The following is a 20,621-nucleotide window of genomic DNA, read 5'->3' as shown; positions in this document are numbered from 1 at the left end:
CAAACCATGCAGACGCCAGAAGAGCCGATGGCAGACGACAAGGAGGACAACGACCGCGCAAGAGGGCCTCGCCTGCGCGAAATACCTCTGCGCCTCATCGTACCCAACCTGATCACCGTACTGGCGATTTGCGCCGGCTTGACCGGCGTCCGGCTGGCCTTTGAAAACCGCTATGAACTCGCCGTCGCCATGGTGCTCGCCGCCGCCTTTCTCGATGGCATCGACGGTCGCATTGCGCGCATGATGAAGGCGACCTCAAAATTTGGCGCACAGATGGATTCGCTGGCCGACATCGTCAATTTCGGCGTTGCCCCCGCCCTTGTCCTTTATGTCTTCCTGCTCGACCAAGCGCGATCCTTCGGCTGGATTGCCGCGCTGATCTACACCATCGCGGCGGGACTTCGCCTTGCACGCTTCAATGTCATGGCCGAGCGTGAGACCAAGGTTCCCTGGCAATCGGAATTTTTCGTCGGGGTTCCCGCGCCGGCTGGCGCCATGCTGGTTCTGCTGCCGGTCTATCTCGGCTTTCTCGGCGTACCGCCGAGCGCGCCAGTCGCTTTCGGCGGCGCCGTCTACACCATACTGATCGCCTACCTGCTGGTCAGTCGCCTGCCCGTCTGGTCGGGAAAATCGGAGACCAGCCGCATTCGCCGTGACCTTGTCCTCCCCATGATCCTTGGCGTCGTACTCTATGTGGCGCTTCTGATGAGCTTCACGTGGGAAGTGCTGTCGCTGACGGTGCTTGGCTACCTCCTCTCGCTTCCCTTCGGCGCGCGCTCCTGGCACCGTCGCTACGGCACGCTGACCATCGACGAGGAGGGGCCGGAAAACGGGCTCTCGGAGATCGATCGCGGCCTCTAGTCGTCTGGATCGGCGAAAAGGGTCTCACTCCAGTGTCGGAAACAGGCTTTTTCTTGCAAAATATGTTCGCAGCTCATCAAAATTGATTTGCACCTTGGTTAGCGCCACGCTTTTGTCTTGATCTGCTCAAATAGAGCAAAAAAACAAAAGACGACGAATACCTAGGAAACACTTCAGGAGCACGACATGACCACTCAAGCGCCCGCCGAGGCGAAGCCGGCGAGCCAGAATCTCGCCTCCAACTACCGGCCGCTCGGCCTCAGGGCCGTCATTGCCGCAGCCCTTATGCTGCAGCGCAAGACGGCCAAGAAGGCTGCGGCCTGAGATCAGAACAGACTCATCTGGCCGGTGCCGGGTGAGTTCTTCTCCGGCTTGGCCACGGCCAGGCTTTCCCCGACCGGGGCTTGCACTTCCGGTCCGGTATTGGCGACCTTGTTGACGAGATCCGAAACGGGGATCGCTTCGAAAAAATCCTCCTCGACCGGCGCCATGAGATCGGCGACATGGCGTGGCTCGCCGGACTTGCAGTCCAACCAGCGCTCGAAATCCTCCGGCTTGATCACCACCGGCATGCGACCGTGAATACGCCCGATCGTTTTGTTGGAGCCAACGGTCAGGATCGCGCCGGTGTCGACTTCCGAGCCATCGGCCGAAGACCAGTTTTCCATCAGGCCGGCGAAGGCGATGATCCTGCCATGGCGCGGTCTGATCCAGTAGGCTTGCGATCTCTCACCACTCTCCTTGGCCGGCCGGTGCCATTCATAGAAACCGGAAGCCGGCACCAGGACCCGATGGTGGCGCATGGCAGCCCGGAACGAGGCCTTGTCGATCGCGGTTTCCGAGCGGGCATTGATCAGCAACGGGAATTCCTTGGGGTCCTTGACCCAGGACGGCATCAGTCCCCAGCGGACCAGGACGGCCTTGCGATCGGGCAAATTGCTGCCCGGCTCCTGCCGATCACCAGCGACGACGACCAGAATCGGCTGCGTCGGTGCGATGTTGAAGCGTGGCGGAAAGCCCTCGAGCTCCAGGAGACCGAGGAAATCCCGAACATCTTCGGGTGTCGCCGTCAGGGAAAAACGTCCGCACATGGGCCAGCCATCGCACTTGCCGCCGAGCCGGTCAAGCCATCGGCAAAGCCGGTCCATGCTTGCGACACCTGATGAAACTGGAGATAATCAGGCGATCAGACTTTCCCATGCGGCCGTATCCGCCGACCAATCCCCCCTCACCCCTCGCAGGAAATCCGATTGATGCAGCCCCGTCCCCGCCTCGCCTCCTCCGCCATCGTCGAACGTGAAGGCCGGTTCCTGCTCGTGCGTCGGCGCAATCCACCTGCGGCGGACCTCTATGCCTTCCCGGGCGGGCGCGCCGAGCCCGGCGAGACGCCCGAGCAGACGGCATTGCGTGAACTTTTCGAGGAGACGGGTTTGCTGGGCCACACACCCAGACTTTACGAAACCGTCGAGCTTTTTCCCGAGGACGGCGTCGCCGAAAGCCACTATCTGCTATCGGTCTTCAAGGTCGAGGCCGCAGCGGAAACGCCCGCCGTCGCCGACGACGATGCGCTGGAGGCCGATTGGTTTCTGCCAGAGGAAATCACCAGTCTGCCCGTTCCAGACAGCGTGCGCGCCTGCGTCGAGAGACTGGTCAGGGACCGCGAAGCGCGTTAGATAAGGCTTCAGGCGTATCGATCGCCGGCAGGTTACGGCAGCGACAAGGCAGGGCATGCGCGCGACAGGATCTTCCGCCAAGGTAGTTTTCGCCCTCGTCGCGCTGCTGTTCGCGCTTGTGCCGGCGAAGGCACAGACCGTGGATTCGTCAAAGGACTTGCCCGACGCTGCGTCCGGCCCGGTGGAGAAGCCGGCCCCTTACGACGACAAGCTGGCGCGCCTCTCCGAAGTTATCGGCGCGGTTCACTACCTGCGCAATCTCTGCAACAAGGACGGCGAGCCAGAGTGGCGTCAGGCCATGCAGTCACTTGTCGATGCCGAAACGGCGGACGAGCCACACCGGCGGGCGCGGATGATCTCCGCCTACAATCGCAGCTACCGCTCCTTTGCCTCGGTCTACACCACCTGCACCGCGTCGGCGATCGCAGCGGAGAGTCTCTACCGTAACGAAGGCGCAACACTGGCGGGAGAAATCGCCGCGCGCTATGGAAATTAACGAATAATTCACCTGTTTTGGTCTCGGGCCGTGTCGTTTTGATAAAAGGCTGATAGTGTCATTAATAGCTGAGTAAGGACTATGCTTCGGGGAATGACCATGGAACCGCGCCGCAACGAGATCGACGAAATGATCGTACATGAAAAGACGCAGGCTGCGCTGGAGTACCAGAACGAAGCCTGGGCCGACGGCATCGCGGACGGCATCGAACCCGAAATCATCGCCGACGCTGCTTTCGCGCTGGCCATGCGCGAGACCATCCGCATTCACGGCGAGCATGGCGCGGAAGCGATTCTTGATTCGCTGCGCAGCCGCATGCTGGCTGGAGAGTTCTCCCCAGAACGGCGTTTCCAATAACCAGATCCAGAGGCAGGTTGATGCTTAGCAGATCGAAGCTCTCGCGGCGTGATCGCCTCCTGCGAGCCGTATCCGTTGGGCTCGCGGTTGCCGTCATCGGCGCTTCGCCGGCGCTGGCCTTGTCCGACATCCGCCAGCTCCCGGCTTCCAGTCAGGATCCAGCAGCGCCGGAGGATAAGGAGAAGCTCGACACCCGCCCCGATACCGGATTGACCGGCATTCCCGACCCCGATCCGCTGATCAGGAAACCGGGCGACAATCCACCGCCGGCCAGTACGACAAGCGATTCCGACGAGCAACCGCCTGAGGTCATTTACGATCTTTCCAAGGCGCCCGAACCGGTGCGCCGCATGCGCGAGCTGCTGATCGAGGCAGCCGCTTCTGGTGATGTCGAGCGCATGCGCCCGTTGCTGAATCCCGGCCCGGACCAGACCCAGATCGCTCTCGGGACGAGCGACGCCGATCCGGTCGCCGCGCTCAAGCAACTCTCCGGCGACGAGGATGGTGTCGAAGTCCTCGCCATCCTGATCGACATCCTGTCCACCGGCTTTGTGCATCTCGATGCCGGGACGCCAGACGAGGTCTATGTCTGGCCCTATTTCGCCGAGAGGCCACTCGCGCTGCTGACCCCGCCGGAAAAAGTCGAACTGCTGCGCATCGTCACCGCCGGCGATGTTGCCGAAATGCAGGATCTCGGCAATTACAATTTCTTCCGACTGGGCATAACGCCTGACGGACGCTGGAAGTTCTTCACTTCAGGCGATTGAGTCTGTTTGTCGCGCCCTTAGTCCTTGCGCTCTTCGCCGTGGATCATCCGAGGCCCCAGGAGCGGAATCGATTCCATTTTCCGATGCGATGCTCTAACTCTCGGACATCGACCAAACGGAACGGAACGACAATGCCCGCAGCCCTCTTGCCCGACCGCGCTCTGATTCGCGTATCCGGTACGGATGCCGAACACTTCCTGCACAATCTGGTGACCACGGACATCGCCAACCTACCGCAAGGCGAAGCCTGGCCCGGCGCGCTTCTGACGCCGCAGGGAAAGGTCCTGTTCGACTTTCTGGTGTGGCGCGACGGAGCGGCTTTCATCCTGGATACGTCCAATGATCAGCGCGACGCGCTGATCAAGCGACTTTCGATGTACAAGCTGCGCGCCGCCGTCGAAATCGCGCCGGTCGACGCGACCGGCATGACCGTCGCATGGGGCGAGGACGCGGACACGGGCGGGCTCATCGACCACCGCTTCGCATGCGCCGGCGTGCGCGTGACACGTAAAGCGGGCGGCTCAGCCGAAACCGGCTCGCAAGCCTACCACGCGCTTCGCGTTCTCGCGGGCATCGCCGAGTCGGGATCGGACTTCGCCCTGCAGGACGCCTTTCCCCATGACATTCTCTTCGATCTGACCGGTGGGGTCTCTTTCAAGAAGGGCTGCTACGTCGGCCAGGAGGTGGTGTCGCGCATGCAGCACCGCGGCACAGCGCGGCGCAGGGTGGTCCTTGTGACGGCCGAGTCCGATCTCCCCCCCTCGGGCACCGAGATCAACGCCGGAGGAAAACCGGTCGGCGCGCTCGGGACGGTCGCCGGCAATCGCGCGCTGGCGATCGTCCGCATCGATCGCACCGGGGAGGCACTTGCGACCGGCAGGCCGATCCTGGCCGGCGACACACCGGTCGGTGTGGCGCTTCCGGGCTGGTCGGGGCTTGCCTTTCCCCGCGATGCAACCGAGGAGGTCTGAACCATGGCGGAGGCAGCAGCCCTTTCCGGCCGGGCGTGGCAGCGCATGCTGTCCGGTCGACGGCTCGACCTGCTCGACCCCTCGCCCCTCGATGTCGAGATCTCCGACATCGCCCACGGCCTTGCCCGCGTCGCCCGCTGGAACGGTCAGACTTTTGGTGACCACGCCTTTTCGGTCGCCCAGCACAGCCTGATCGTCGAGGACATCTTCCGCCGCCTGAACCCGAAGGCGAGTGCCGACGACATGCAGATGGCGCTGCTGCACGACGGACCGGAATATGTGATCGGCGACATGATCTCACCTTTCAAGGCCGTGGTCGGCGGCGGCTACAAGCTGGTCGAGAAGCGCCTCGAGGCGGCAATTCATCTGCGCTTCGGTCTGCCGGCGCATCCAGGCCGGACGCTGAAGGCCCAGATCAAGAAGGCCGACACGATCTCCGCCTATTTCGAGGCAACCGAGCTTGCAGGCTTTTCGGAGGCGGAGGCGCGCAAGTTTTTCGGCCAGCCTCGCGGCATCACCCGCGACACATTGCCGATCAAGCCGCTGCCAGCCTATCAGGCGCAGGCGCTGTTCATTGAGCGCTTCGAGGCCATCGAGGCTATGCGTGGCCTTGGCGAGAAGGTGGCCCGATGAGCCTGATCGTCGTCTCGCCCCTGTCGCGCATCGCCGAGCTCGCCGTGCGCTACAAGGCGCGCGAGATGATCACCCTGATGGCCGAGAAGCAGGACTTCCACCGCCCGGCAGTCATATCCGCCGAGCGCCACCTGAAGCTCGGCATGAACGACATCACCTTTGCCGGCACCGGCGACCTGATTGCGCCGCAGGAGCGGCATGTCCTGCAAATCATCGATTTCGCCCGCACCTGGGACCGCAGTGCGCCGCTTTTGATCCACTGCTGGATGGGCGTGTCGCGCTCGCCGGCAGCGGCCCTCATCGCAAGTCTTGCGGTGGCGCCGGAGGATGATGACGAGGCGCTGGCACTCAGGCTGCGGGCTGCGTCGCCCTATGCTACGCCCAATGCGCGGCTGGTCGAAATCGGCGACGGCCTGCTCGGCCGAAACGGGCGGCTGGTGAAGGCCGTGAAGGGTATCGGCCGCGGTGCCGATGCGGACGGCAATGCCCCCTTCGCGCTGGCGCTGCCTCCAGCACAGGATGCCATCCCGTGAGTACTTCGGTCGAAATCGGTCTCAATGCGGCGATCGTCGCCGTCAGCGGCGGCAGTCCACGCATTCTGGTTGTCAGCGACCCGGCCAGCCAGCTTGAAGGCCTGCCCTTCGGCCCGTTCGACCCGATGCGCCACCGGACGATGGAAATGTCGCTGCGCACCACGGTCACCGCGCAGACGGCATTGCATATGGGCTATATCGAACAGCTCTACACCTTCGGCGACCGTGGCCGGTACAAGATGACCGGTGACGTTGGCCCGCATGTCGTGTCGGTCGGCTATCTGGCACTGACGCGCATGGATCCGGCGCGCGAGGCTGGTCTGGACGCCGCCGGTGCCCACTGGCGCGACTGGTACAGCTACCTGCCCTGGGAGGACTGGCGCCACGATCGCCCGGCGGTAATCGACCGGATCATTCTGCCGGCGCTCGCACAATGGGCCGAGGAGGATCCAAGCGAGGACAAGGCGGAAATGCGGCCTTCCCGGCGCTCGCGGCTGAAGCTGGCCTTCGGGCTCGACGACTTTCCCTTCGACGAAGAACGCGTGCTGGAGCGCTACGAACTGCTGTACGAGGCAGCCCTGGTCGAAGAGGCCGTGCTCGACGGCCGGGTCTCCGTCCGCCGGGTAACGGAACCGCTCGGCATTGCCATGCTTTTCGACCATCGCCGGATCGCCGCGACCGCGCTGGCACGCCTGCGTGGCAAGATCAAATATCGACCGGTCGTCTTCGAGCTCATGGCACCGGAATTCACCTTGACCGAATTGCAGGCGACCGTAGAGGCCATCTCCGGGCGTCACCTGCACAAGCAGAATTTTCGCCGGCTCGTGGAGGGCGCGGAACTGGTCGAACCGACCGGCGGCATGCTCGCGACCGGAGGCCGCCCGGCAGCGCTTTTCCGGTTCCGGCGCCAGATCCTCGAGGAGCGGCCGGCGCCCGGTCTCAAGCTCGGCGGACGCTAGGCCCGGCATCTTTCGGGTCACCCCACCCGCCGGTGAGCTTGACCCTGGCTCGCCCCGCTCCATCTAGTCCCTTGCCGCATGCGAACGTGAAGGAGTGACCCAATCAATGGACCAGCAGGCAACAGACTTTATCGTCGCCACACGAAGCGCACTCAGCCAGGCGAGCGCGCTTGCGGTCCAGTATTCCTTTTCAATTGTCGGCGCTATGCTGCTGCTGCTCGTGGGGTGGGCGCTCTCCGTGCTTGTCAGGCGCTGGGCGCACAACGGCCTGCTGCAAGTGCGGGGTATTGATGAGACTCTCGCCCGTTTCTTCGCCAACTTCATTCGCTATGCCGTCCTGTTGCTTGTCTTCATCGCCGTGCTTGGCCAGTTCGGCGTGCAAACCGCCTCGATCATCGCCGCTCTCGGCGCGGCCGGCCTGGCGATTGGGCTCGCGCTCCAGGGCACATTGCAGAATATCGCCGCGGGCATCATGTTGCTGGTGCTGCGTCCGTTCCGCGTCGGAGAGTATATCGAGACCGGCAATATCTCCGGCACGATTCAGGAGGTCGGACTGTTTGCGACCGAGCTCAGAACGCCAGACGGGCTTTATCGGCTGGCACCGAATTCAACCCTTTGGAATGTCCCCATCACCAATTTCAGCCGTGAAAGCACGCGTCGCTTCGCGTTGACGATCGGGATCGGCTATGAAGACGACATTGATATCGCACAAAATCTCATGCGGGAACTTGCCGAGCGCGACCCGCGTGTGCTGGCCGATCCGCCGGTATCGACCTTCGTCAGCGAACTGGCTGACAGTGCCGTGGTGCTGACCATGTGGTACTGGACGAGCGCGGCCGATTTCTGGCCGACATCCCGCGACATGATCAAGGCGGCCAAGCTGGCCTTCGACGAGAACGGGATCTCTATCCCGTTCCCGCAGGTCACCTATAACAGCAGCGCACCGCTGATCACGTCCCCGCCTGAGAAGGCGAAACGCGAAAAGGCCTGATAGCCAAGCCCGGAGTTGATGCCTCTTCGGGTCAAAGCGTGATCTTGGAGTCGGCAGTCTCGGCGGCGGTCTCCCCGCCATTCGCCGCATAAGCGGCGATAACCTGCTGCATCTCCGCCAGCACATCGAGCAGGCTGACAGTTTCGGATTCACTATCGCTCGCAGACGCTTCACCGACCGGCGATGGCGGAGGACCATCGGGCCGGTTCGCTTCCATGGCCGAGACGAACTGCTCCTCGGTCAGGGTGCCCGTACCTTCGCCGTCCAGCTTGGCAAAGAATGCGGTGGCATTCTCTTCGCTGACGTCGTCGGGGCGAGAGGCCACGAACTCGGCTTCGGTGACCTTGCCGTCGCCGTCCGTATCCATCGAAGCAAACATGTCCGAACTGGACTTCTGCTGCTCGTCGCTCAGGCCGGAATTATCACCGGACAGCAGCAAAGCCATGAAACCGCCAGTCACCTGAGAGATGGGACCGCTCGCGGCACTGTCGCTGCTGACAGTCGGGTTCTGTGTACGCTGGTTGCCGCTTTCGGCAGCGGCCAATTCGTCGGCGGAAATGACACCATCGCCGTTCGTATCCAGGCTGGAGATGCTGCTGGAATACAAAGAGCTGGCGCCGGACGAGGAAGAAACACTGGTCATGAAAACCTCCGGAATAATGACTGAAAATGTCTGTTTCCGCAGTACGCAAGACACAACCCGGCGGCATGCATCCGGGCTACGAGATTCTCCGAAAAGGGTCAAAAGCGAATAATTATCTACGATAAGTAGTTTGACGACGCCCTAATATAGGACAAGTGCTTGCTAACAATAGTTTATGCCTGTGCGATGTGATGAATATCACCGCCGGAAGAGTGGTTGCAACCGAAGCTGAATGTTTGATTTGTATCAGCCGATCGACACGTCAAGGCCGATATCAAGGGTTGGCGCAGCCATAGTGACCTTCGATGTGGAAATGAAGTCGACACCCGATTCGGCAATGGCGCGGACCGTCTGGAGGCTCACATTGCCGGATGCCTCGAGTACGACGCGGCCGATGGCCAGCGAATATTCGGCGCTCGAAAGCCCGTGATGCTGACGATTGATCTCCACGGCCTCGGCAAGCAGGTTCGGGCCCATATTGTCGAGCAGGACTGCATCGGGCTGGACGGCGAGCGCCTCCCGCATCTGCTGAAGATTGTCGACCTCCACCTCGATCTTCACCAGATGGCTGGCATAAGCGCGCGCCGCCTCAATGGCCGGTGCGACACCGCCGGCGACGGCGATGTGATTGTCCTTGATCAGAATGGCGTCGTCGAGACCGAAACGATGGTTGGAGCCGCCACCCAGTCGCACCGCGTATTTCTCGACGGCCCGCAGACCCGGCAGCGTCTTGCGGGTACAGGTGACGCGGGCGCGAGTGTGGGCGATCTCGGCGGCGAAACGCGCCGTATAGCTCGCGACGCCGGAAAGGTGCATCAGGTAGTTGAGCGCGACGCGCTCGGCCGAGAGGATGGAGCGCGCCGCACCTTCGACCTGGATCAGCGCGTCGCCCGCCCGCACATGGTCACCATCGCGGACCAGAGCTTCGAAACGGACCGAGGGGTCGACCAGCCGGAAGGCGGCACCCGCCAGGTCGATGCCAGCGATCACACCGTCTTCACGGCTGTTGAGCTTCGCTGCCGCCGTCTTGCCCGGCCCGATCGTTGCATAGGTGGTGATGTCGCCGGCGCGACCGAGATCCTCAAGGAGCGCCGCGCGCACCTGATCCTCGACCATCAGGGCAAGCAGCACGGGGCGAAACGGCTCTGTCATCGGTGTTACCTTTGTCTTTGATCAGCCGGTGATTTCGGCAGCGATGCGCTCGGCGTCTTTGAGCGTCATGAAGGTACGGCGGCGGAAAGCCTCGACCGGCTCGGGGCAATCGGCGCGATAGTGCCCACCACGGCTTTCCTCGCGTGTCAATGCGGCGGTTGCGATCAGCTTGGCAGCAGTCGCCATGTTGGAGAACCGCACCCGCTTGTTGGCGCTCTCGAGACGCACGATCTCGCGGATCAGGCCCTTCAGCCCGTCGGCATCGCGAATCACGCCGGCGTTGGCCGACATTTCCCGCCGCAGCGCCTTCAGTTGGGCGCTGTCCTCCAGCGTGACCAGTTCGTCGTTCTCGCCAGCGTCTTTGGGCCATTCGTAGTGCGCGGACTCGGGCAGCATGCCCTTGATGTTCTCGGCAATCCGCGCGGCGAAGACGACGGCTTCCAGCAGCGAGTTGGATGCCAGGCGATTGGCGCCATGAACGCCCGTCGACGTCACCTCGCCGGCCGCCCATAGCCCATCGACCGTGGTCTTGCCGTCAGCATCCACCAGCACGCCGCCCATATGATAATGCACGGCCGGCACGACCGGGATCGGCTGGGAGACAGGATCGATCCCGGCAGCCTTGCACGAGGCGTAGACAGTCGGGAAGAGATCGGGGAAGTGTGAGCCGACCGCCTTGGTGCAGTCGAGGAAGGCACCGCGACCGGCCTTGACCTCGGCGAATACACCGCGGGCCACGACATCGCGCGGGGCGAGCTCGGCGTCGACATGAAGATCGGTCATGAAACGATGGCCGGCCCGGTTGACGAGGATCGCACCATCGCCGCGCAACGCTTCGGTGGCAAGTGGCGCAGGGTCCTGGCCGATGTCTATCGCGGTTGGATGGAATTGGACGAATTCGGCATCGGCGATCATCGCACCGGCCTTGGCCGCCATGCCGAGGCCGGCGCCACGCGCTTCAGCGGGATTGGTCGTCACCTGGTAAAGGTGACCGATGCCGCCCGAGCACAGAACCACGGCGCGCGCCGGAAAGGCGACACGGGTCTTCGACTGGCCAGCATCCGGACGGGCGATGACACCCGAGACAAAGCGCCCCTCGGAGATCAGTTCCTCAACGACATAGCCTTCCATGACACGGATCGATGGCGTCTTGCGCACCGTCGCGATCAGCGCCTCCATGATCGCCCTGCCCGCCTGGTCTCCCTTGACGCGGACGATGCGACGCTCGGAATGGGCGGCCTCGCGCGACAGCAGCAATTGCCCCTCGAGGTCGCGATCGAAAGGAACGCCATAGGCCAGAAGGTCGCGGATTCGATCGGGACCTTCCGAAATCATCAGTCGGGCGATGCGTTCATCGACAATGCCGGCACCGGCGGCCAGCGTGTCGGCGAGATGCTTCTCGATGGTATCACCGGGGCTCATCGCCGCTGCGATACCGCCCTGCGCCCAGGCGGAGGAGGCGCCCTGACCGATCGGGGCCGCCGCCAGAATGGTCACCGGACGGGGAGCAAGCTTCAATGCACAGAACAGACCGGCCAGACCACCGCCGATAATGACAATGTCATCGATCCCCTGCCAGGACTGCGGACGCATGGATTCCAGTTTCGTCGACATACGGGCAATCTCCACCGGCGCATGGCCGGGCCTCGTCAGTTCTTCAGATTGATCATCCGCTCCACCGCAAGGCGGGCGCGGTCGGCGATCGCCGGATCGACGGTCACCTCCTCCGTCATGAACAGCAGGCTGTCGAGGATCTTCGGCAGCGTGATGCGCTTCATGTGCGGACAGAGATTGCATGGCTTGACGAAATCGACGTCGGGGACCTCGGCCTGGATGTTGGAGGCCATGGAACACTCCGTCACCAGCAGCACACGGCCGGGGCGCTTGGTCTTCACATAATCGATCATGCCCGAAGTCGAGCCGGCATAGTCGGAGACCGAGAGCACGCTTGGATGACATTCCGGATGGGCGACGATCTCGATCGACGGATCGGCGGCCTTGTATTCGAGCAATTCCTCCGCCGTGAAGCGCTCGTGCACCTCGCAATGTCCCTGCCAGGTGAGAACCTTTTTATTCGTCCGCTTGGCGACATTCATCGCCAGATATTCGTCGGGAATGCAGAGAACCGTGTCCGACTCGAGACTGTCGACGACGGCAACCGCGTTGGACGAGGTACAGCAGATATCGGTCTCGGCCTTCACATCGGCAGAGGTGTTGACGTAGGTGACAACCGGCACACCGGGATAGCGAGCTTTCAGCGTCCGTACGTCGGCACCGGTGATCGATTCAGACAGCGAGCAGCCCGCCCGGCTATCCGGTATCAGCACCGTCTTTTCCGGATTGAGCAGCTTCGAGGTTTCGGCCATGAAATGCACACCGCACTGGACGATGATCTCGGCATCGACCCGCGTCGCGTCGCGGGCGAGCTGGAGCGAATCGCCGGTGATGTCCGCAACGCAGTGGAAGATTTCCGGCGTCTGGTAATTATGGGCCAGAATCACCGCACCGCGCTCCTTTTTGATCCGGTTGATGGCGTGCACATAGGGCGCGAAGACCGGCCATTCGATGGCCGGAATGAAGGCCTTCACCTTCTCGTAGAGGTGCTCGGTCTCCCTGGCGACCGCCGGCGTGAAAGTGAGATCAGGGCGCTCAACCACGCCAAAACGTTCCGCCGCCGTCTGCGACTGGCGCGCCTGCGCAAGGTTGGCGTCTCGACTGATATGCGCCATGCCAAATTCCTCCCGACTGATTGCCTGCTTATACTCATGTTGAGCAAAAACAGGATCAAAGAAAACCGGCTGCGGCCGGTGGCGTTGATTTAGAAAGTTTTGTGACAAATTGCAAGGGTGAAGAAAGTGGACGAAATGCGCCGGCGGTCGCATTCTGGACTGGCGACCGGCATTGACCTTGGCTTTGGCGCTCGCCAAGAATGCCGCTATGACAACCATACCCTCGCCCACCCCACCCGATCCGAGCCGTTTCCTCCCCCACGAGGCGCTGGCGGCGCAGCTGTTACCGCATGCTGTCATGAGTGACGACGGATCCCACGACCTGGCGCACATCCAGCGGGTCTTCCGAAACGCGATGCGCATTGCCGAACAGGAGGGTGGCGATCGGCGCATCCTTGCGGCGGCCGTGCTGCTGCATGACTGCGTCGCGGTCGAAAAGAGCTCACCGCTGCGCGCGCAGGCCTCGCGGCTGGCGGCGGAAAAGGCGAGCGCTATTTTGACGGACCTTGGCTGGGCCAGACCCGAGACCGACGCCGTCGCCCACGCGATTACGGCGCACAGTTTTTCCGCCGCCATCGCGCCCGAGACGCTGGAGGCGAAGATCCTGCAGGATGCCGACCGGCTTGACGCCATCGGCATGATCGGAGCGGCGCGCTGCTTCTACACCGCCGGCCGGATGGGATCGGCCCTCTACGACCCCGCCGATCCGCTGGCCGAACATCGTCCCCTCGATGACCGCAATTACGCCATCGACCATTTCGCCGCGAAGCTGTTCACGCTCTCCGGCAATTTCCAGACTAGGACGGGCGGCCTGCTCGCCAGCGAACGCCACGACCGCCTGACCGCGGTCCTTGCCCAATTCATCGACGAGATCTGAGGCCCTGATGCAAATTAGCGAACTGAACATCTATCCGTTGAAGAGCGCCCGTGGCATCCCGCTCCCTGCGGTTCCCGTCGATGCGCGAGGGCTTTCCGGCGACCGGCGGATGATGATGGTCGATCCGTCCGGGCACTTCATCACCCAGCGAGAACTGCCGGCGCTGGCGACGCTCACCGCCCTGCCCCAGTCCTCGCACCTCCATCTGGCGCTTGCCGACGGCCGGGAGATGATGGTCGCACCGCCGCATCCGGAACGCCGCATGGATGTGGCCATCTGGAAGTCGATCGTCAGCGCGGCGGTCGCCGAGGACAGCGTCAATCAACGCCTGTCCGACTGGTTCGGGCGGGAGATGAAGCTGGTTTTCTTCGACGGCCAGGCCAGCCGTACGGCAAGCGTCGAATGGGCCGGACCCGACACACCGGTCGCCTTCGCCGACGGCTATCAGGTTCTCGTCACGACGACGGGTTCCCTCGCCGCGCTTAATGCCGATATGGCCGCGCACGGCGAAGGCGAGGTCGGCATGGAGCGCTTCCGGCCGAACATCGTCATCGAGAACGACGAGCCCTGGGCGGAAGACCGCTGGGCGACGATCGACATCGGCGGCATCCGCTTCGACCTGGTCAAGCCGTGCGCCCGGTGCATCATGACAACGCAGGATCAACACAGCGGATCGCGCGACACGGCCAATCCCATGCCCGCCATGGGCCGTATCCGCATGTCCGCAGACCGGCGCGTGCCCGGCCCCCTGTTCGGCTGGAACGCGGTGCCGCGCAGTGAAGGTCGCATTACCGTCGGGGACGAGGTCAGCATTGTGGAAACACGTCCCGACGGCTGGCCGCTCAAGCAACGCAGATACCAAAAATAGTCTACCACTAATGAGGGGTCTTTTTTTGGGGTATTAAAGGAAACTTCAGAATATTCGAACATTTTTATCGTTGCGCAGATACTGCCATGAAAGGCGGCGGGCATGCCCGGGCGCGATGATTTTTCAGCTCAATTCGAGTATTCCATGGTCAGTATTCAAACCAACGGCGCAGCCATCGCGGCGCTCGATACCTTGCGCTCGATCAACAGCCAGCTCGACACGACGCAGTCGCGGGTATCAAGCGGTTACCGGGTGGAAACGGCAGCCGACAATGCCGCCTACTGGTCGATCGCCACCACCATGCGCTCCGACAACAAAGCACTCTCCGCCGTGCAGGACGCACTGTCACTCGGAGCAGCCAAGGTCGACACAGCCTATACCGGCATGGAGGCGGCGATTGATGTCGTTGACGAGATCAAGGCAAAGCTGGTCGCCGCGCGCGAGCCCGGCGTCGACAAAGAAAAGATCAATTCCGAAATAACGGAGTTGAAAAGCCAGATCACCTCGATCGTGGAGTCCTCAAACTTCAGCGGGCAGAACTGGCTGAAGTGGGACAATGATCAAAATCCGTGGTCGTTGCCTGACACCGAGCTCGTCGGTTCCTTTACCCGACACGCGGATGGAACTGTGTCCGTCGACACCATCACCTACGACAACATCGATACCTCGACATTCCCCCGCAGCAATGCGTTGATCGACAATTCCGACGGCACGATGGGCGAGTTTGGTGTATTGACGTCGGACACCTATTCCTCTGGCCTCGGCTATACGACAGGCTGGGTCCTGATCCAGTCGCAGGGCGCATCGTCCGGCGGCTATGCCTATATGGGAGGCGATACTGAAATTTCGCTATCCTCGGCCACGACAAGCAGCGAAGTGGAGGAAATGATCTCTGTCGTGGATGCCATGCTGCAGGATATGACAGATGTCAGCGCCGACCTCGGTGCGCTGAATGCGCGCCTGACGTCGCAAAACGAGTATGTCTCCGATCTCAGCGACACCATCGAGACAGGCATCGGTCGCCTCGTCGATGCCGACATGAACGAGGAATCGACCAGGCTCAAGGCGCTGCAGACGCAACAGCAGCTCGGCATCCAGTCGCTGTCGATCGCCAATTCGAATTCGGAAAACATCCTCTCTCTGTTCCGCTAAGGCTTCAGCGCCCGAACGACAATAAAGGCCGGCTTATCTCCGGCCTTTTCAGTTTTTCTGTCATGAACCGTGATTTCGATCAAATCCCCTTATCGAAGCTTCACGAAAAGGCACTTTTCGCGATCCTGCCTGCACTCTATCGTCACTCCTCCCCAAAGGAGACGATTCATGGCCACGACTGCCCGCAACCCCATGCCCTGGCTGATCATCATCAGCGGTTCGCTGATCGCGATGCTGACCTTCGGCCCGCGCTCGGCCATGGGCTTCTTCCAACTGCCCATGCTCGCCGACACTGGTTGGGATCGATCGACCTTCGGCCTCGCCATGGCGCTGCAGAACCTCTGCTGGGGCCTGAGCCAGCCCTTCTTCGGCGCCCTCGCCGACAAATACGGTACCGGCCGCGTATTGGTCGCGTCAGGCCTGCTCTACGCCGCCGGGCTGATCCTCATGGCCCATGCGGATGCGCCGATCTGGCTGCATATCGGCGGCGGTGTGCTCGTCGGCACGGCCATCGGCGCCGGTTCCTTCAGTGTCATCCTGTCAGCCTTCGCGCGGCATGTGAGCCCGGAGCAGCGTTCGATGGCCTTCGGCATCGGCACGGCGGCCGGCTCCGCCGGCATGTTCATCTTCGCGCCACTCAGCCAGGCTCTGATCAGCAATCTCGGCTGGTCCGACAGTCTGGTTTACATGTCGGTCATGATGCTGATCGTGCCCCTGCTGGCCTTCCCGCTGCGTGGCAACGCCAATTCCGGCAACCAGTCGCAAAACCAGTTCAAACAATCGGTCGGCGAGGCCTTGAAGGAGGCACTGGGCCACAAGAGCTATCTGCTTCTGACCACCGGCTTCTTCGTCTGCGGCTTCCAGGTCGCCTTCATCACCGCGCACTTTCCAGCCTATCTCGGCGACGTCGGCATCGAGGCACGCTATGCGGTGATCGCCATGGCGCTGATCGGCTTCTTCAATATCATCGGCTCACTCGCCGCCGGCGTGATCGGGCAGCGCTATTCTAAGCCTTATTTCCTGGCACTCATCTACATCGCCCGCTCGATCGCCGTCACAGCCTTCCTGCTTCTGCCACAGACGCCGCTTTCGGTTGTAATCTTCGCCTCCGTCATGGGCCTGCTCTGGCTCTCGACCGTCCCGCCAACCAATGCGCTGGTCGCCATCATGTTCGGCACCCGCCACCTCGGCTTGCTCGGCGGCCTAGTGTTCCTGTCGCACCAGATAGGCTCCTTCCTCGGAGTGTGGATGGGCGGCTACCTTTATGACCGGCTCGGCTCCTACGACAGCGTCTGGTGGTTCGGCGTGGCGCTCGGCCTATTTGCCGCCCTGGTCCACTGGCCGATCCGCGAAAAACCCGTGGAACGTGCGATTCCGGCGGCGGCTTAAGCCGCCGCCTCTGGGTTCATTTTTCAACGATCGCCACAGCTTCGATCATTTTTTGCCGCAATGCACCCGTATTAAAACCTTCACAGAATATTATTTTATTTTTCGCTCAAGGCTGGTTGACGTCGCAGACAGGCAAACCTACTTTGTTGCAACCGGTGCGAACCGGGAGAAACCGGGTCTCGATGATGAGACCCTTGCCGATAAGGAGGTTAGCGAAATGCGTGTACTTTTCCATCATGCCGCCCGCTCCTGGCAGGAATCCTCGCTCGGTGTGGCGACGTGCAAGCCCGCGCGACGCTTCTGTCGAATGTGACGCTGCGCAAGCTCTGAATTCTACAATCGACGCAATATGTTATGTCTGCGCTACCGCGTGGGCGGGGAAACGTTATGGAAAAGCAAGTTATCGAATACGCCGGAATTCCGGTCGGGATCACCATTCCTGACGGTGATCGGCTGAAGTTCATCGCAGTCAAATATCCGGTCATCGCACTGGACGGCGGCAGCTATCTCAATATCGGAGAACTTCAGAACGCCATTCACCAGCACATCCAGGAAACAGGGGACGATCAGGATATGTTCCGAGTTGCCGCCAATGGCGGCGCGGCATCTGCCGCGCGCAAGGTCTTCAGCGCCGCCTGACAAAAGCCTTCCCGAGCCGCGCCGGCTTCGAGCCCGCGCGGCTCGTAGACGTGACGGTTGAGAAAAAATCCTGTCAGCCGAAAGGCCGCCGCGAGGCTCTCACTGTCCGCTGCCGTCTTGGCACCCGCATTGAGGAACCCCGGCAAAGCAAGCATACGATCGGCCCAGGGGAGACCCGCCTCCCGGCAGACGGCCCTTCCGGTCTTCGGTGAGACGAAGGCCAGTTCCTCCTGCCCTCCGGTCGCTGCGCACCGCTCCAGATCCAGGCCGAACCCCAGATCGTCGAGCACAGCAAGTTCGAAACGGATGAACAGTTCGCCCGCGGTCGCCGGCTCGTCCAGATGATCAAGGATGACGTCGAGCGCCTCGAACAGATGCGGGTGTGGCTCACGCTCCGGCAAAAGCCTGAGAAGCGCTGCGAGCGCCTGAACGCCATAGACAGCTGTTGCGCGCTCCATCAGCCGCGCGGCCCTCTGGGTAATCGGTTCGACGCGGAACTCGCCCAGATGATCCTCCAGTCTCGCCCGCCAGGTCACCTCCAGGCGATTGCCCGGCTGCAAGACCGGCTGCTGGCTTCGTGAGCGTCCACCCCTCACCATTCCGAGGTGACGTCCACGGGCGCGCGTCATCACCTCGGCGATGACACTTGTCTCGCCGTGGCGCCGCGCGCCGAGGAATATCGCTTCATCCGTCCATTGCATGGTGCTGTTCTAGCCGATTTGTCAGGGCGCGGACAGACGGTATGGGCATGGGTTCCTCGCCATAAATGAGCCCTGAACTGATCTTCGCCAAGTTTTCGCACGACTGCGCAACGAATCGGTATAGTTCAGCGCACTATCTGTTCCGCGCCCGCCCAGCATCAGGCCTTCCGCAATGCAGCCATCACCAGCCGGACCTGCCGACCATCAGCCCGATCCGGGATTGCTGACACAATTGCCGGTTTCGCTGCGCTGGACCGTCCTTCTCTTCGTCTCGGTTCTCTTTTCCGCCCTGCTTCAGCGCATTCACCTACCGGGCTCACTTCTGCTCGGCCCAATGGTCGCGGCCATTGTCATGGCCACGCAAGGCGCCCGGCTTTCGGTACACCGGATTCCATATATTGCCGCCCATTCGCTCATAGGCTGCGTCATCGCCCGCTCGCTCGACCCGAAGATCATCGACGCCTTCGCCGCCGACTGGCCAGTGTTTCTAGCGATCGTGCTTGCTGTCATCGGCGCCAGCAGCGTCATGGGCTATCTCATGGCGCGCAGTGGTACGCTGCCGGGCACGACGGCGGTATGGGGCACGTCGGCGGGGGCGGCTTCGGCGATGATGCTGATGGCAGAGGCCCACGGAGGCGATGTTCGGCTGGTCGCTTTCATGCAGTATATGCGGGTCGTGTGCGTCGCCTCTGCCGCCTCGCTGGTCGCGGCCTTGATGTTCCAGGCGCGCGGTGGTGCCGCTGAGGAGATCATCTGGTTTCCGCCCGTGGACTGGATCGCGCTGGCAAAGACACTGGCCGTCTCCTTCGCTGCCAGTGCAGTCGGCGCACGGCTGAAGATCCCGGCCGGCACCATGCTCCTGCCGCTGATCGCTACCGCCGCGCTGCATGCGGCGGGCTGGATCACCATCGACCTACCACCCTGGCTACTCGCTATCGGCTATGGCACACTCGGCTGGAAGATCGGCTTGGGCTTCACCCGCCGGATCCTGCGCCACGCGGCCCATGCGCTGCCGCAGATTCTTGCCTCGATCGTCGTGCTGATCGTCTTCTGTGGCGGTCTCGCGGCACTGCTGACCTTTGAGTTCGGCATAGACCCGCTGACCGCTTATCTGGCGACAAGTCCGGGCGGACTGGACTCGGTCGCCATCATCGCCGCCTCGACGCCGGTCGATATATCCTTCGTCATGGCCTTGCAGACGGTCCGGCTTTTTCTGGTGCTGCTGCTCGGCGGGCCGATCTCGAAATTCGTCGCCCGCCGCATAGAGGGTTGAAGGCCCTCAGTTCCTGGGGAATTCGAGCCCCATCTCACGGAAGCGTTCCGGATCGTCGCCCCAGTTCTCGCGCACCTTGACGAACAGGAAGAGATGCACCGGCTGCTCGAGGATTTCGGACAATTCCTTACGTGACGCGGTCGAAATCGACTTGATCGCATCACCGCCCTTGCCGAGCACGATCTTCTTCTGACTGTCGCGCTCGACATAGATGACCTGCTCGATCCGGACCGAACCGTCCTTGCGCTCCTCCCACTTCTCCGTCTCGACATGCGAGGCATAGGGAAGCTCCTGATGCAGACGCAGGAACAGTTTCTCGCGGGTGATTTCGGCGGCGAGCTGGCGCATCGGAAGATCGGAAATCTGGTCTTCCGGATAGTACCAGGGGCCTTCCGGCAGGCGCTTGGCAAGGAAATCCATCAGATCGTCGCAACCGGAGCCGGTCGTCGCCGACACCATGAAGGTGCGCTCGAAGGCGATCGTCTCGTTGGCCTTGGCGGCGAGTTTCAGCAGGTCCTCGTGCCTGACGCGGTCGATCTTGTTGAGCACCAGGATCTTCGGCTGGTGCACATCCTTGAGGCCTTCCAGGATGGCTTCCGCATCGCCGCGCAACCCGCGCTCGCTGTCGATCAACAAGAGGATCAGGTCGGCATCCTTGGCGCCGCCCCAGGCCGATGTCACCATCGCACGGTCGAGCCGGCGACGGGGCTTGAATATGCCGGGCGTATCCATGAAGACGATCTGCGCATTGTCATGAATCGCGATACCGCGCACGATCGCGCGGGTCGTCTGAACCTTGTGGCTGACGATCGACACCTTGGCGCCGACGAGCCGGTTCAACAGCGTCGACTTGCCGGCATTGGTCGCGCCGATCAGGGCCACAAAGCCGGAATGCGTGGGCTTGTCGTCAACGGCTGCGCCTTCGACGGAGGGGTTTTCGGTTTCGGTCATGGTTTC

At 62.3% G+C, this 20,621-nt stretch carries 24 protein-coding genes; 17 read left to right on the top strand and 7 right to left on the bottom strand.

All coding sequences use genetic code 11. The features are described from left to right. The first annotated feature begins 6 nt into the window (after positions 1 to 6). Together RNA01_RS07165 and RNA01_RS23655 are read left to right on the top strand one after the other, a co-directional pair. Positions 7 to 861 (top strand): CDP-alcohol phosphatidyltransferase family protein, encoded by an 855-nt coding sequence (locus RNA01_RS07165; protein WP_147179281.1) that lies wholly within the window; start codon positions 7 to 9, stop codon positions 859 to 861. A 186-nt stretch (positions 862 to 1,047) separates the two neighbouring features. Next, the gene (locus RNA01_RS23655) at positions 1,048 to 1,185 is read left to right on the top strand and encodes a hypothetical protein (protein ID WP_170253387.1); all 138 of its coding nucleotides are present in this window, start codon (positions 1,048 to 1,050) and stop codon (positions 1,183 to 1,185) included. A gap of 2 nt (positions 1,186 to 1,187) precedes the next feature. On the opposite strand, the gene RNA01_RS07160 is transcribed toward RNA01_RS23655, so the two are convergent. Further along, the gene (locus RNA01_RS07160; RefSeq protein ID WP_147179419.1) at positions 1,188 to 1,952 is read right to left on the bottom strand and encodes an SOS response-associated peptidase; all 765 of its coding nucleotides are present in this window, start codon (positions 1,950 to 1,952) and stop codon (positions 1,188 to 1,190) included. Positions 1,953 to 2,114: 162 nt separating this feature from the next. Here RNA01_RS07160 and RNA01_RS07155 point away from each other — a divergent pair, with 162 nt between their 5' ends. The 9 genes from RNA01_RS07155 (at position 2,115) to RNA01_RS07115 (ending at position 8,241) form a co-directional block, all read left to right on the top strand. Then, entirely contained in the window at positions 2,115 to 2,534 is a 420-nt protein-coding gene (locus RNA01_RS07155) for an NUDIX hydrolase (RefSeq protein ID WP_147179280.1), read from the top strand. A 55-nt stretch (positions 2,535 to 2,589) separates the two neighbouring features. Next, positions 2,590 to 3,030, top strand: coding sequence for a TIGR02301 family protein (locus RNA01_RS07150; protein WP_147179279.1), 441 nt, complete (start codon positions 2,590 to 2,592; stop codon positions 3,028 to 3,030). A 99-nt stretch (positions 3,031 to 3,129) separates the two neighbouring features. Continuing rightward, positions 3,130 to 3,387 carry a hypothetical protein gene (locus RNA01_RS07145; protein ID WP_174824539.1) on the top strand — a complete coding sequence of 86 codons (258 nt, stop codon included), beginning with the start codon at positions 3,130 to 3,132 and terminating at the stop codon, positions 3,385 to 3,387. A 20-nt stretch (positions 3,388 to 3,407) separates the two neighbouring features. Then, on the top strand, positions 3,408 to 4,154 hold the full coding sequence (locus RNA01_RS07140) for a hypothetical protein (RefSeq protein WP_147179277.1): 747 nt from the start codon (positions 3,408 to 3,410) through the stop codon (positions 4,152 to 4,154). A gap of 131 nt (positions 4,155 to 4,285) precedes the next feature. Continuing rightward, the gene (gene ygfZ, locus RNA01_RS07135; protein ID WP_147179276.1) at positions 4,286 to 5,125 is read left to right on the top strand and encodes a CAF17-like 4Fe-4S cluster assembly/insertion protein YgfZ; all 840 of its coding nucleotides are present in this window, start codon (positions 4,286 to 4,288) and stop codon (positions 5,123 to 5,125) included. Positions 5,126 to 5,128: 3 nt separating this feature from the next. Beyond that, positions 5,129 to 5,758 (top strand): HD domain-containing protein, encoded by a 630-nt coding sequence (locus RNA01_RS07130; RefSeq protein ID WP_147179275.1) that lies wholly within the window; start codon positions 5,129 to 5,131, stop codon positions 5,756 to 5,758. After that, the gene (locus RNA01_RS07125) at positions 5,755 to 6,291 is read left to right on the top strand and encodes a tyrosine phosphatase family protein (protein WP_147179274.1); all 537 of its coding nucleotides are present in this window, start codon (positions 5,755 to 5,757) and stop codon (positions 6,289 to 6,291) included. The genes RNA01_RS07130 and RNA01_RS07125 overlap by 4 nt, the downstream gene beginning before the upstream one ends. Beyond that, positions 6,288 to 7,250, top strand: a complete 963-nt coding sequence (locus RNA01_RS07120; RefSeq protein ID WP_147179273.1) for an NUDIX hydrolase — start codon at positions 6,288 to 6,290, stop codon at positions 7,248 to 7,250. Before RNA01_RS07125 ends, RNA01_RS07120 begins: the two co-directional genes overlap by 4 nt. Before the next feature lie 106 nt (positions 7,251 to 7,356). Beyond that, entirely contained in the window at positions 7,357 to 8,241 is an 885-nt protein-coding gene (locus RNA01_RS07115; RefSeq protein ID WP_147179272.1) for a mechanosensitive ion channel family protein, read from the top strand. Between the two features lie 31 nt (positions 8,242 to 8,272). Here the strand turns inward: RNA01_RS07115 and RNA01_RS07110 are convergent, their stop codons facing one another. From RNA01_RS07110 to nadA, 4 genes are all read right to left on the bottom strand, one after another. Continuing rightward, complete coding sequence (locus RNA01_RS07110; RefSeq protein WP_147179271.1) at positions 8,273 to 8,884, bottom strand: EF-hand domain-containing protein; 612 nt, start codon at positions 8,882 to 8,884, stop codon at positions 8,273 to 8,275. A 246-nt stretch (positions 8,885 to 9,130) separates the two neighbouring features. After that, complete coding sequence (nadC, locus tag RNA01_RS07105; RefSeq protein WP_147179270.1) at positions 9,131 to 10,036, bottom strand: carboxylating nicotinate-nucleotide diphosphorylase; 906 nt, start codon at positions 10,034 to 10,036, stop codon at positions 9,131 to 9,133. A gap of 21 nt (positions 10,037 to 10,057) precedes the next feature. Then, on the bottom strand, positions 10,058 to 11,650 hold the full coding sequence (locus RNA01_RS07100) for an L-aspartate oxidase (RefSeq protein WP_170253385.1): 1,593 nt from the start codon (positions 11,648 to 11,650) through the stop codon (positions 10,058 to 10,060). A gap of 35 nt (positions 11,651 to 11,685) precedes the next feature. Beyond that, the gene (gene nadA / locus RNA01_RS07095) at positions 11,686 to 12,765 is read right to left on the bottom strand and encodes a quinolinate synthase NadA (RefSeq protein ID WP_147179269.1); all 1,080 of its coding nucleotides are present in this window, start codon (positions 12,763 to 12,765) and stop codon (positions 11,686 to 11,688) included. Positions 12,766 to 12,973: 208 nt separating this feature from the next. Here nadA and RNA01_RS07090 point away from each other — a divergent pair, with 208 nt between their 5' ends. The 5 genes from RNA01_RS07090 (at position 12,974) to RNA01_RS07070 (ending at position 17,690) form a co-directional block, all read left to right on the top strand. Next, positions 12,974 to 13,642, top strand: coding sequence for an HD domain-containing protein (locus tag RNA01_RS07090; RefSeq protein WP_147179417.1), 669 nt, complete (start codon positions 12,974 to 12,976; stop codon positions 13,640 to 13,642). A gap of 7 nt (positions 13,643 to 13,649) precedes the next feature. Beyond that, the gene (locus RNA01_RS07085) at positions 13,650 to 14,510 is read left to right on the top strand and encodes an MOSC domain-containing protein (RefSeq protein ID WP_147179268.1); all 861 of its coding nucleotides are present in this window, start codon (positions 13,650 to 13,652) and stop codon (positions 14,508 to 14,510) included. A gap of 144 nt (positions 14,511 to 14,654) precedes the next feature. Then, a complete protein-coding gene (locus RNA01_RS07080) occupies positions 14,655 to 15,662 on the top strand; it encodes a flagellin N-terminal helical domain-containing protein (RefSeq protein ID WP_147179267.1) in 1,008 nt (335 codons plus the stop codon). A gap of 168 nt (positions 15,663 to 15,830) precedes the next feature. Further along, positions 15,831 to 17,051: an MFS transporter gene (locus tag RNA01_RS07075; protein ID WP_147179266.1), complete on the top strand. Its 1,221-nt coding sequence runs from the start codon at positions 15,831 to 15,833 to the stop codon at positions 17,049 to 17,051. 387 nt (positions 17,052 to 17,438) lie between these two features. Beyond that, positions 17,439 to 17,690 (top strand): hypothetical protein, encoded by a 252-nt coding sequence (locus RNA01_RS07070; protein WP_147179265.1) that lies wholly within the window; start codon positions 17,439 to 17,441, stop codon positions 17,688 to 17,690. On the opposite strand, the gene recO is transcribed toward RNA01_RS07070, so the two are convergent. After that, positions 17,618 to 18,391: a DNA repair protein RecO gene (gene recO / locus RNA01_RS07065; RefSeq protein WP_147179264.1), complete on the bottom strand. Its 774-nt coding sequence runs from the start codon at positions 18,389 to 18,391 to the stop codon at positions 17,618 to 17,620. The two genes, RNA01_RS07070 and recO, sit on opposite strands and share 73 nt — an antisense overlap. Before the next feature lie 172 nt (positions 18,392 to 18,563). Between recO and RNA01_RS07060 the strand changes: the two genes are divergently transcribed. Beyond that, positions 18,564 to 19,664 (top strand): AbrB family transcriptional regulator, encoded by a 1,101-nt coding sequence (locus RNA01_RS07060; protein ID WP_147179263.1) that lies wholly within the window; start codon positions 18,564 to 18,566, stop codon positions 19,662 to 19,664. Between the two features lie 6 nt (positions 19,665 to 19,670). On the opposite strand, the gene era is transcribed toward RNA01_RS07060, so the two are convergent. Continuing rightward, positions 19,671 to 20,615 carry a GTPase Era gene (gene era, locus RNA01_RS07055; RefSeq protein ID WP_147179262.1) on the bottom strand — a complete coding sequence of 315 codons (945 nt, stop codon included), beginning with the start codon at positions 20,613 to 20,615 and terminating at the stop codon, positions 19,671 to 19,673. Positions 20,616 to 20,621: the final 6 nt, after the last annotated feature.

The sequence above is a fragment of the Paenirhizobium naphthalenivorans genome (genome assembly GCF_007992095.1).
Lineage (GTDB): Bacteria > Pseudomonadota > Alphaproteobacteria > Rhizobiales > Rhizobiaceae > Allorhizobium > Allorhizobium naphthalenivorans.
This window is presented reverse-complemented; position numbering and strand designations above follow the sequence as displayed.

What these genes read in the sequence shown, in the direction of transcription:
- RNA01_RS23655 (WP_170253387.1), top strand. Translation starts at nt 1,048, where the DNA reads ATGACCACTCAAGCGCCCGCCGAGGCGAAGCCGGCGAGCCAGAATCTC.
- RNA01_RS07090 (WP_147179417.1), top strand. Translation starts at nt 12,974, where the DNA reads ATGACAACCATACCCTCGCCCACCCCACCCGATCCGAGCCGTTTCCTC.
- RNA01_RS07075 (WP_147179266.1), top strand. Translation starts at nt 15,831, where the DNA reads ATGGCCACGACTGCCCGCAACCCCATGCCCTGGCTGATCATCATCAGC.
- RNA01_RS07150 (WP_147179279.1), top strand. Translation starts at nt 2,590, where the DNA reads ATGCGCGCGACAGGATCTTCCGCCAAGGTAGTTTTCGCCCTCGTCGCG.
- RNA01_RS07085 (WP_147179268.1), top strand. Translation starts at nt 13,650, where the DNA reads ATGCAAATTAGCGAACTGAACATCTATCCGTTGAAGAGCGCCCGTGGC.
- RNA01_RS07110 (WP_147179271.1), bottom strand. Translation starts at nt 8,884, where the DNA reads ATGACCAGTGTTTCTTCCTCGTCCGGCGCCAGCTCTTTGTATTCCAGC.
- recO (WP_147179264.1), bottom strand. Translation starts at nt 18,391, where the DNA reads ATGCAATGGACGGATGAAGCGATATTCCTCGGCGCGCGGCGCCACGGC.
- nadC (WP_147179270.1), bottom strand. Translation starts at nt 10,036, where the DNA reads ATGACAGAGCCGTTTCGCCCCGTGCTGCTTGCCCTGATGGTCGAGGAT.
- RNA01_RS07130 (WP_147179275.1), top strand. Translation starts at nt 5,129, where the DNA reads ATGGCGGAGGCAGCAGCCCTTTCCGGCCGGGCGTGGCAGCGCATGCTG.
- ygfZ (WP_147179276.1), top strand. Translation starts at nt 4,286, where the DNA reads ATGCCCGCAGCCCTCTTGCCCGACCGCGCTCTGATTCGCGTATCCGGT.
- RNA01_RS07165 (WP_147179281.1), top strand. Translation starts at nt 7, where the DNA reads ATGCAGACGCCAGAAGAGCCGATGGCAGACGACAAGGAGGACAACGAC.
- RNA01_RS07100 (WP_170253385.1), bottom strand. Translation starts at nt 11,650, where the DNA reads ATGTCGACGAAACTGGAATCCATGCGTCCGCAGTCCTGGCAGGGGATC.
- RNA01_RS07070 (WP_147179265.1), top strand. Translation starts at nt 17,439, where the DNA reads ATGGAAAAGCAAGTTATCGAATACGCCGGAATTCCGGTCGGGATCACC.
- era (WP_147179262.1), bottom strand. Translation starts at nt 20,615, where the DNA reads ATGACCGAAACCGAAAACCCCTCCGTCGAAGGCGCAGCCGTTGACGAC.
- RNA01_RS07155 (WP_147179280.1), top strand. Translation starts at nt 2,115, where the DNA reads ATGCAGCCCCGTCCCCGCCTCGCCTCCTCCGCCATCGTCGAACGTGAA.
- nadA (WP_147179269.1), bottom strand. Translation starts at nt 12,765, where the DNA reads ATGGCGCATATCAGTCGAGACGCCAACCTTGCGCAGGCGCGCCAGTCG.
- RNA01_RS07160 (WP_147179419.1), bottom strand. Translation starts at nt 1,952, where the DNA reads ATGTGCGGACGTTTTTCCCTGACGGCGACACCCGAAGATGTTCGGGAT.
- RNA01_RS07145 (WP_174824539.1), top strand. Translation starts at nt 3,130, where the DNA reads ATGGAACCGCGCCGCAACGAGATCGACGAAATGATCGTACATGAAAAG.
- RNA01_RS07115 (WP_147179272.1), top strand. Translation starts at nt 7,357, where the DNA reads ATGGACCAGCAGGCAACAGACTTTATCGTCGCCACACGAAGCGCACTC.
- RNA01_RS07060 (WP_147179263.1), top strand. Translation starts at nt 18,564, where the DNA reads ATGCAGCCATCACCAGCCGGACCTGCCGACCATCAGCCCGATCCGGGA.
- RNA01_RS07080 (WP_147179267.1), top strand. Translation starts at nt 14,655, where the DNA reads ATGGTCAGTATTCAAACCAACGGCGCAGCCATCGCGGCGCTCGATACC.
- RNA01_RS07125 (WP_147179274.1), top strand. Translation starts at nt 5,755, where the DNA reads ATGAGCCTGATCGTCGTCTCGCCCCTGTCGCGCATCGCCGAGCTCGCC.
- RNA01_RS07140 (WP_147179277.1), top strand. Translation starts at nt 3,408, where the DNA reads ATGCTTAGCAGATCGAAGCTCTCGCGGCGTGATCGCCTCCTGCGAGCC.